Annotated in this window: 4 protein-coding genes; 2 read left to right on the forward strand and 2 right to left on the reverse strand. The window is 63.8% G+C overall.

Features of this window, described 5'->3' with window-relative positions; all coding sequences use genetic code 11:
• Positions 1-85 precede the first annotated feature (85 nt).
• Positions 86-2014 (reverse strand): PhoX family protein, encoded by a 1929-nt coding sequence (locus AC6R19_RS21575; RefSeq protein WP_500581951.1) that lies wholly within the window; start codon positions 2012-2014, stop codon positions 86-88.
• Between the two features lie 162 nt (positions 2015-2176).
• On the opposite strand from AC6R19_RS21575, the gene AC6R19_RS21580 reads away from it, so the two are divergent.
• Both AC6R19_RS21580 and AC6R19_RS21585 read left to right on the forward strand, forming a co-directional pair.
• Complete coding sequence (locus AC6R19_RS21580; RefSeq protein ID WP_500581952.1) at positions 2177-4795, forward strand: TonB-dependent receptor; 2619 nt, start codon at positions 2177-2179, stop codon at positions 4793-4795.
• 135 nt (positions 4796-4930) lie between these two features.
• Positions 4931-6868 (forward strand): phytase, encoded by a 1938-nt coding sequence (locus AC6R19_RS21585; RefSeq protein WP_500581953.1) that lies wholly within the window; start codon positions 4931-4933, stop codon positions 6866-6868.
• A 93-nt stretch (positions 6869-6961) separates the two neighbouring features.
• Here AC6R19_RS21585 and AC6R19_RS21590 read toward each other — a convergent pair whose 3' ends face one another.
• Positions 6962-7456, reverse strand: a complete 495-nt coding sequence (locus tag AC6R19_RS21590) for an REP-associated tyrosine transposase (protein ID WP_500581954.1) — start codon at positions 7454-7456, stop codon at positions 6962-6964.
• Positions 7457-7550: the final 94 nt, after the last annotated feature.

The raw sequence follows: 7550 nt of genomic DNA on the forward strand, positions 1-7550 counted from the left end.
CGCGATCGGCCTCGCCGGTTCCTTCCGGCCCATGATCGCGGCCATGGGCGGATGGCCGCCCCGCCGCTCCTAAGGGGAAGAGTTTTTAGCTGCCGACCACCTTGCCGTCCTTGCGGTAAATCGCCAGCACCGACGGCCGCGGCGGCAGCGCCGGATCGTTGTCCGGCCAGCGGTGCATGGGGTTGTCGAAGGTGGAGGTGCCGCCGTCCGCCGGGTGCTGTACCGACACGAACAGGGTCCTGCCGTCCGGGGTGAATTCCGGCCCGCAGACCTCCCCACCCTGCGGGCAGCCGAAGAAGTGCCTGGGTGCCGCGCGCAGTTCACCTTCGGTGGCCATGGCCCAGAGGCCGTCGTGAAAGCCGAAGCTCTCACAGCCGTCGGTGGCTATCCACATGTTGCCTTTCGGGTCGAAGGCGACGTTGTCCGGGTTGGCGAACCAGCCGTGGGCGGAGATGGCGCCCGGCGACTGCTGGCCGTAGGCGCCGCGCTGACTCGGGTCTTCGGCATTGGGGTTGCCACCCAATAAAAAGGTGTTCCACTTGAAGGTGTCGGCGGCGTGATCGCGCCGGCCGTATTTGCCCGGCGGCACGATTTCCAGCACATGGCCCGCGGCATTGCGTGCGCGGGGATTGGCCGCGTCGATATCGTCGGCCTCGCGCTTCCTGTTCTTGGTCAGCATCACATAGGTGCAGTCGTTGACCGGGTTGGTCTCCACATCCTCCGGGCGGTCCATCGGTGTGGCGCCGAGCAGGGCGGCGGCGCGGCGCGCGTCTATCAGCACGTCCGCCTGGTTGCGGAAGCCGTTTTCCTCCGTCAGCGGCCCTTCACCGAAAATCAGCGGCAGCCAGCGGCCGCTGCCGTCCTCGTCAAAGCGGCCCGCGTAGAGGATGCCCTCGATCAGCAGGTCGCGGTTGCGGGCGAAGTCGTCCGGCTGGTAACGGTTTTTGGACACGTAGCGGTAGACGAACTGGTGTTCGTCATCGTCGCCGCCATAGGCGACGATGGGTTCTCCCGGCTTGCTGACCAGGGTGAAGCCCTCGTGCTCGAAGCGGCCCAGGCCGGTCAGCTTGCGCGGGCGCGAATGCGGATCGTAGGGATCGTACTCCACCATCCAGCCGAAGCGGTTGGGCTCGTTCGGCTCATCGCCTATGTCGAAGCGGCGGTCGTAATCGCCCAGATTGCGGTTGTTCGGGCTTATGCCAAAGGCGTGATGGTTTCGCGCCTCCACTGGATCGGCGACATTGTCCGGGTCCCCCTGGAAGGCGCCGCCGAAACCCTCCTCGGCGATCAGCACCGTGCCCCAGGGTGTCTTGCCGCCGGCGCAGTTGCCGACGGTGCCGAATACGCGTTTGCCGGAGGGATCGGCAGCGGTCTGCAGGCGGCTGTCACCGGCGGCGGGGCCGACGATATCCATCGGCGTGTTCAGGGTGATGCGGCGGTTGTAGGGACTCTCCAGCACCGGCTGCCAGCCGCTGGCAGTCTTCTCGATTTCCACCACCGCGTGGCCGCAGGCGGCCCGTTCGACGGCCACATGTTCGGCGCTGACGCCGCGGGTGGCACTGTATTCGTCGTTGTAGCCGGAAAACATCAGGTGCGGCTGGGTGTACTCGTGATTCACGCACAGCAGGCCGCGCTCGCTGTTGCGGCTCTTGCTGTGGCGCGCGCCCTCGCCGGGAGAGGCACCATCTTCCAGCGGCATAAAGGCTATAAAGTCGTTGTTGTAGCCGAAGCGCCGCTCCTGCTCCGCGGCGGTCAGGGCTTTCGGGTCGAAGGGGCCGGTGCCGGCCACAATCGGGTCGCCCCAGCGCAGTAGTACCTCGGCGCTGTAGCCGGCCGGCAGATGGTGTTCGGCATCCAGTGCGTGGGGGATTTCCACGAAACTTAGGTTTTCGTCGGCGCTTATTTTATTTTTACTGCATCCCGGCAGCAGGCCGGCGGTGGCGCCGGCAGCAGTGGCGGCGCCTATCGCCTTGAACAGGGTGCGGCGGGCGGGATTTTTAAGATCTTTATCCATGGTTTTCTCCAGCGGCAGGTGCAGGTTTGTTGTCCGCAGATGCCGAGCATCATATGGCACATATATGACAAATTTAAAAAAAGCGTAACGCAATGTTCACATCTTCTGACTAGGCTGCGCCCCCAATAAAACAACCGCCATAAAACGGGAATGGGGACCCTAATGAAAAGCAAGACTATCAATGCGCGCCTGCTGGCCATGCCGCTCACCGCGATTGCCGCCGCCGTTATTTCCATCAACGCCGTCGCCCAGCAGGGGGAAAATGCGGATGAATTGATGGAAACCGTCGTGGTCACCGCCCAGGCCGCCAACGCCCGTAGTGACATACAGCGCCAGCGGGATTCCAACAAAATGGTGGCGGTGCAGACCTCCGACGCCATCGGCGAACTGCCGGACGCCAACGTGACCGAGGCGCTGCAGCGCATGTCCGGCGTCTTCATAACCCGCGATCAGGGCGAGGGCCGCTTCGTCGGCGTGCGCGGTATCGACCCCAACCTGAACGCCGCCACCATCAACGGCATGGCCCTGCCGGCTCCGGAGAGCGACAGCCGCGCCGTGGCCATGGACGTGATCCCCTCCGACCTGCTCGCCAGCCTGGAAGTGTTCAAGACCCTGACGCCGGACATGAGCGCCGATTCCATCGGTGGCGCCATCGAGATCAAGAGCCTCAACGCGCTGGACCACGACGGGCAGGCGTACAAAATCAGCGTCGAGAACAGTTACAGCGAGCTGCAGGAAGAGAACAGTCCCAAGGTGGCCGGCAAGTTCACCAATGTGTTCGAACTGGACGGCGGTGCCGAACTCGGTGTTGCCATTGCCGCCAGCCACCAGGAGCGCAAGTTCGGTTCCGAAAATGTCGAGACCGACGGCGCCTGGGAAATGATGGAAGCCGAGGACGGCAGCGAGGCCTTCGGCGCGCCGGAAATCGAACAGCGCGACTACACCGTCACCCGCGAGCGCACCGGCCTGGCGGCCAACTTCGACCTGCGCCTGTCGGAAACCAGCCTGCTCTACCTGCACAGCCTCTACTCCGATTTTTCGGATTCCGAAGAGCGCCAGCGCAACGAGTTCAAGCTGGACAAGGGCGACCTGCAGAACATCACTTCCAGCTCCGCCACCTGGTCCGACGCGCGCCTGGTCAAATCCCTGAAGGACCGCTTCGAGGAACAGCAGATCCTGTCCCTGGTTGCCGGCGGCGAGCACGACCTGGACCAGTGGGGCGTCGAATACGCCCTGGGCTACTCCCACGCCGAGGAGTCCGAGCCGCACCGCCGCGATACCGGCTTCGAGTTTGACGGCGCGGAGATCGGCTACACCAGCGCCGGAAAGATCCCGACCCTGGCCGTGGGCGCAGGCGACCTGGACGCGGCACTGGACGCCTCCAGCTATGAACTGAACGAAATCGTCATCGAGGACAACTTCACCGAGGACGAGGAAGTCAGCTTCCGCATCGACATCCGCCGCGACATCCGCGTGGCCGGCAATGACTCAGAACTGAAGTTCGGCCTGCAGCAGCGCAACCGGGAAAAGAACGGCGACCTGAACGCCACCATCTACGAGGGCTTCGGCGGCGACTACACCCTGGCGGACTTCGCCATGAGCGGCGTCGACTACGGCCTGGGACCCTTCGGCTCGGGCGTCGACAAGGGCGCGCTGAACCGCTTCATCGACGCCAACCTGGCCAGCTTCGAGATCAACGAAACCGACACCGCGCTGGATTCCGCGCGAGACTACATGATGGGTGAGGACATCACCGCCCTCTATGTGATGAACAGCGTCGACTTCGAGCGCGCCAGCCTGGTCTACGGCCTGCGCTACGAGCAGACCGACTTCGAAGCCTCCGGCAACCGCGTGATCCAGTCCAGCGAGCCGGTCCCTGGCGCCGAGGAAATAGCGGATGAGGTCTACGTGGCTGAAGAGAACTTCGAGCGCGATTACAGCCACCTGTTTCCGAGCGTCAACTTCAAGTACGACTACAGCGACAATATCGTGCTGCGCGCCGCCTACACCCAATCCCTGTCCCGCCCCTCCTTCGGCTACCTGAACCCCTCCGCCAAGGAGATCGAGTACGACGAGGGCGACCTGAAAGTGGAAGCGGGCGATCCGCAGCTGGACCCCTACGAGTCCCAGAACCTGGACTTCTCCGCCGAGTACTACACCGACGGCCTGGGCATCTTCTCCCTGGGCCTGTTCCACAAGAGCATCGACAACTTCGCGGTAGTTGCCGACGTGACCAGCATCATGAACGGCGACTTCAGCGAATACGCGCTGGGCCTGGCGGTGGAAGATGCAGAAATCCTGCGCCCGATCAATGGCGACACCGCCACCTTGACCGGCGCCGAACTGTCCTGGACCCAGGCCTTCGACAACGGCCTGCTGCTGCGCGCCAACGCCACCTTCACCGATTCCGAGGCCAGCCTGGGCCTGGGGCCGGACGCCGAGCGCAGCGACAAGGCGCCCCTGCCGCTGCAGTCGGACCTGATCGGCAACTTCATCGTCGGCTACGAGCGCGACGCCTTCAGCCTGCGCCTGTCCACCAGCTTCCGCGGCGAGCGCCTGGCCGAGGTGAGCACCGAAGACGCGGCGCTGGACAAGTACGAGGACGACCACATGCAGGTGGACTTGTCCGCCGACTACAGCTTCGCCAACGGCGTGAAGCTGAGCTTCAGCGGCGTCAACCTGACCGACGAGCCCATGTACTTCCACAACTCCGGCTACAACAACCAATATGAGGAGTACGGCCCCACCTATGTGCTGGGCCTGAGCTACAGCACTTTCTAAGACCGGTTTCGATCCCGGTTAAAAACCCGGCCCCGCTTGGGGACCGGGTTTTTCTGCTGTGTAATGCCAGTAACCTTTTTGCCACAAAACTGGCGTAAATTTGTCATCCAATAAGATTCACCCAAAGTGAAAACCATGAGCATCAAATATCTTCAAGCCATGATCCCGGCTGCAGTCGTGTTTGGCCTGCTGGCGGGCTGCGGCGCGAAACCGGAGACTGCCGTCGAACCGGCGCAATCCCTCGCAGCACCGGAAACCTTTTCCCTGTCGAACGTCGTTGCCAACCAACTGGCACCGCTGGCCCTGAACGGCAAATCCTACCTGCTGCTGGCCAGTGAAAAGCGCGGCCTGGTATTGATCGGTGAAGACGGCGGCGAAGTCGCCTCCCTGGACGACGGCGAGGTGCAGCGCTTTGCCCTGCTGCAACAGGGCGAAGGCCGCTGGCTGGTGGCCGCCTTCGAGGAGGACAGCGGCGAGATACAGCTGTTCTCACTGGCCGGCGGCGCCCGGCCGCAATTTTCGAAACTGGGCGCGACGGCCGCCAGCGCGCCGCTGGAGACACTGTGCCTGTCCCGCCAGAGCGGCCGCGCGCACCTGTTCACCATCGACGAAGAGGGCCTGGGCAGTGAATATGTCGCCTACCCGCAGGGTGAAAACTGGACCCTGAGCGCCGTGCGCCCACTGTACTTCGGCCAGGAGGTGACCAGCTGCGCTGTGGACGACGTGCGTGGCAGGCTGCTGGTGGCGCAGCCGCCGCTGGGCGTTCTGAGCCTGAACGCCGACGCGGAAGCGGACGAGGAGCGCCGCATCTTCGCCGCCGCGCCGGCGGAAGAATTCGGCGGCCTGTGGGTGGACGCCGAGGCGGGGCACCTGTGGCTCAGCGCCGAAGGCGAAGGCAGGGTACTGGCCTATAACCTGGCCGAGGAGGCGTCCGCGCCGGTATTTTCCGCCGCGACGGAAGGCCCGGAGCCGGTTTCCGCGGTCGTCTCCGCCGGCGCCCTGCTGGCGGTAGCGGACGAGAGCGACGCGGTGCAGCGTTTCGAGGCGAGGCTGCCGGCACCCATCGCGCAGACTGACGCCGCGGCCAATCCCTTGAAAATCCCCGGCGTAGGCGCGCGCGCGCAGACCCAAGAGGTCTTTTCCCGCGGCGACGCCGCTGACGACCCGGCCATCTGGGTCAACCCGGCCGACGCCTCCGCCAGCCTGATTCTCGGCACCGACAAGAAGGCCGGGCTGGAGGTCTACGACCTGTCCGGCAGGCGCCTGCAGCATTTCCCGGTGGGGCGGCTCAACAACGTGGATCTGCGCAGCGTGCAGCACCCGAAGTTCGCCGCCATCGCCACCGCCTCCAACCGCAGCACCCCCGGCATCAACCTGTTCGGCATCACCCCGGCGGGCGAGGTGGAGAGCCTGGGCCTGCGCCCGCTGGATCTGGAGGATCCCTACGGCCTCTGCATGTGGCAGAAAGGCGGCCGGAATTTCGCCTGGGTTTCCGACAAGGAGGGCGGGGTCTACCAGTCTGAAATCCTGCTGGGCGACAATCCCTCAAACGACCCCGCGGACTGGCAATTGCAGAGCCGCGGCGAGGTACGGGTGGAGAGCCAGGTGGAGGGCTGTGTGGTGGACGATGAACGCGAAACCCTCTTCTTCGGCGAGGAGGACCGCGGCGTCTGGCGCCTGGATCTCGCGGCCTTTGCCGCCGGCGAGGGGCGGCCGGAACTGGTGGCGGAAGTGGATGGCGAGCGGCTGGTGGATGATGTGGAGGGTATGGGCCTCTACCTGAACGGCGAGCAGAGCTACCTGGTGGTATCCAGCCAGGGCAACAACAGCTACGCCCTGCTCAGCCGAGACGGCAGCGAATTTGTCGGTCGCTTCCACGTGGATATGAACCCGCAGGCGGGTATCGACGGGGCCTCGGAAACCGACGGCCTCGACGTTACCAGCGCCGCCCTGGGCTCCGACTATCCGCGCGGACTGCTGGTCGTCCAGGATGGCCGCAAGCGCATGCCCAGCGGGACGCAGAATTTCAAGCTGGTTTCCTGGGTGGATATTGCCGGGAAGTTACAGCGGTAGATGCCGATAAATCGATCGCGGCCATGGGCCGCTCCTACAGGCGCGAGATGCCCACATTGTAGGAGCGGCCCATGGCCGCGATCGGACTCTGATTCACAACCAGACCGCATTCCAAAACGGATAGTCTCCAATTCTTTTTACCAATTCGGCCCGCAACGGATTGGCAACGATATAGCGCGCCGCCGCAACCATATCCTCCTCCTTCCGCAATGCGCGATCGTGAAATCCCCGATCCCAAACTGGATCTCTGGCATTTCTCCGTTGATTGATTTCACGTGCCGCAGCGGATTTGATACGCAGTATCACTTCACTCAACTCGAGCTGTGTTCCCAGTTGAACCAGCCAGTGGGCATGATCCGGCATTAAAACCCAGGCGAGCATTGTTGCATCTTTCAGCAACTGAGAGCGTTCGAAGCAGGCGCAGGCAATACTCGCCGACAGCCACTCGGCGAAGAGTGGTTTGCGGTTTCGAGTGGTGCTGGTAACCAGGTAAATCTGGTTGGGGATCGATGCGCGTCCTCTGCGCAAGGCCTGGTGTCCGGGTTTGTACTGACTCATGTGCGTCCCTGCAGGATCGATCGCGGCCATGGGCCGCTTCTCTAAAGCGGCTCCTGATGTCAACCACTAATCTGGTTTCCGCTGTCCAACCATTACTGAGTTTCAGGCTTCTCTACGTGGTCGC

The sequence above is a fragment of the Microbulbifer sp. SE14 genome (assembly GCF_059834885.1).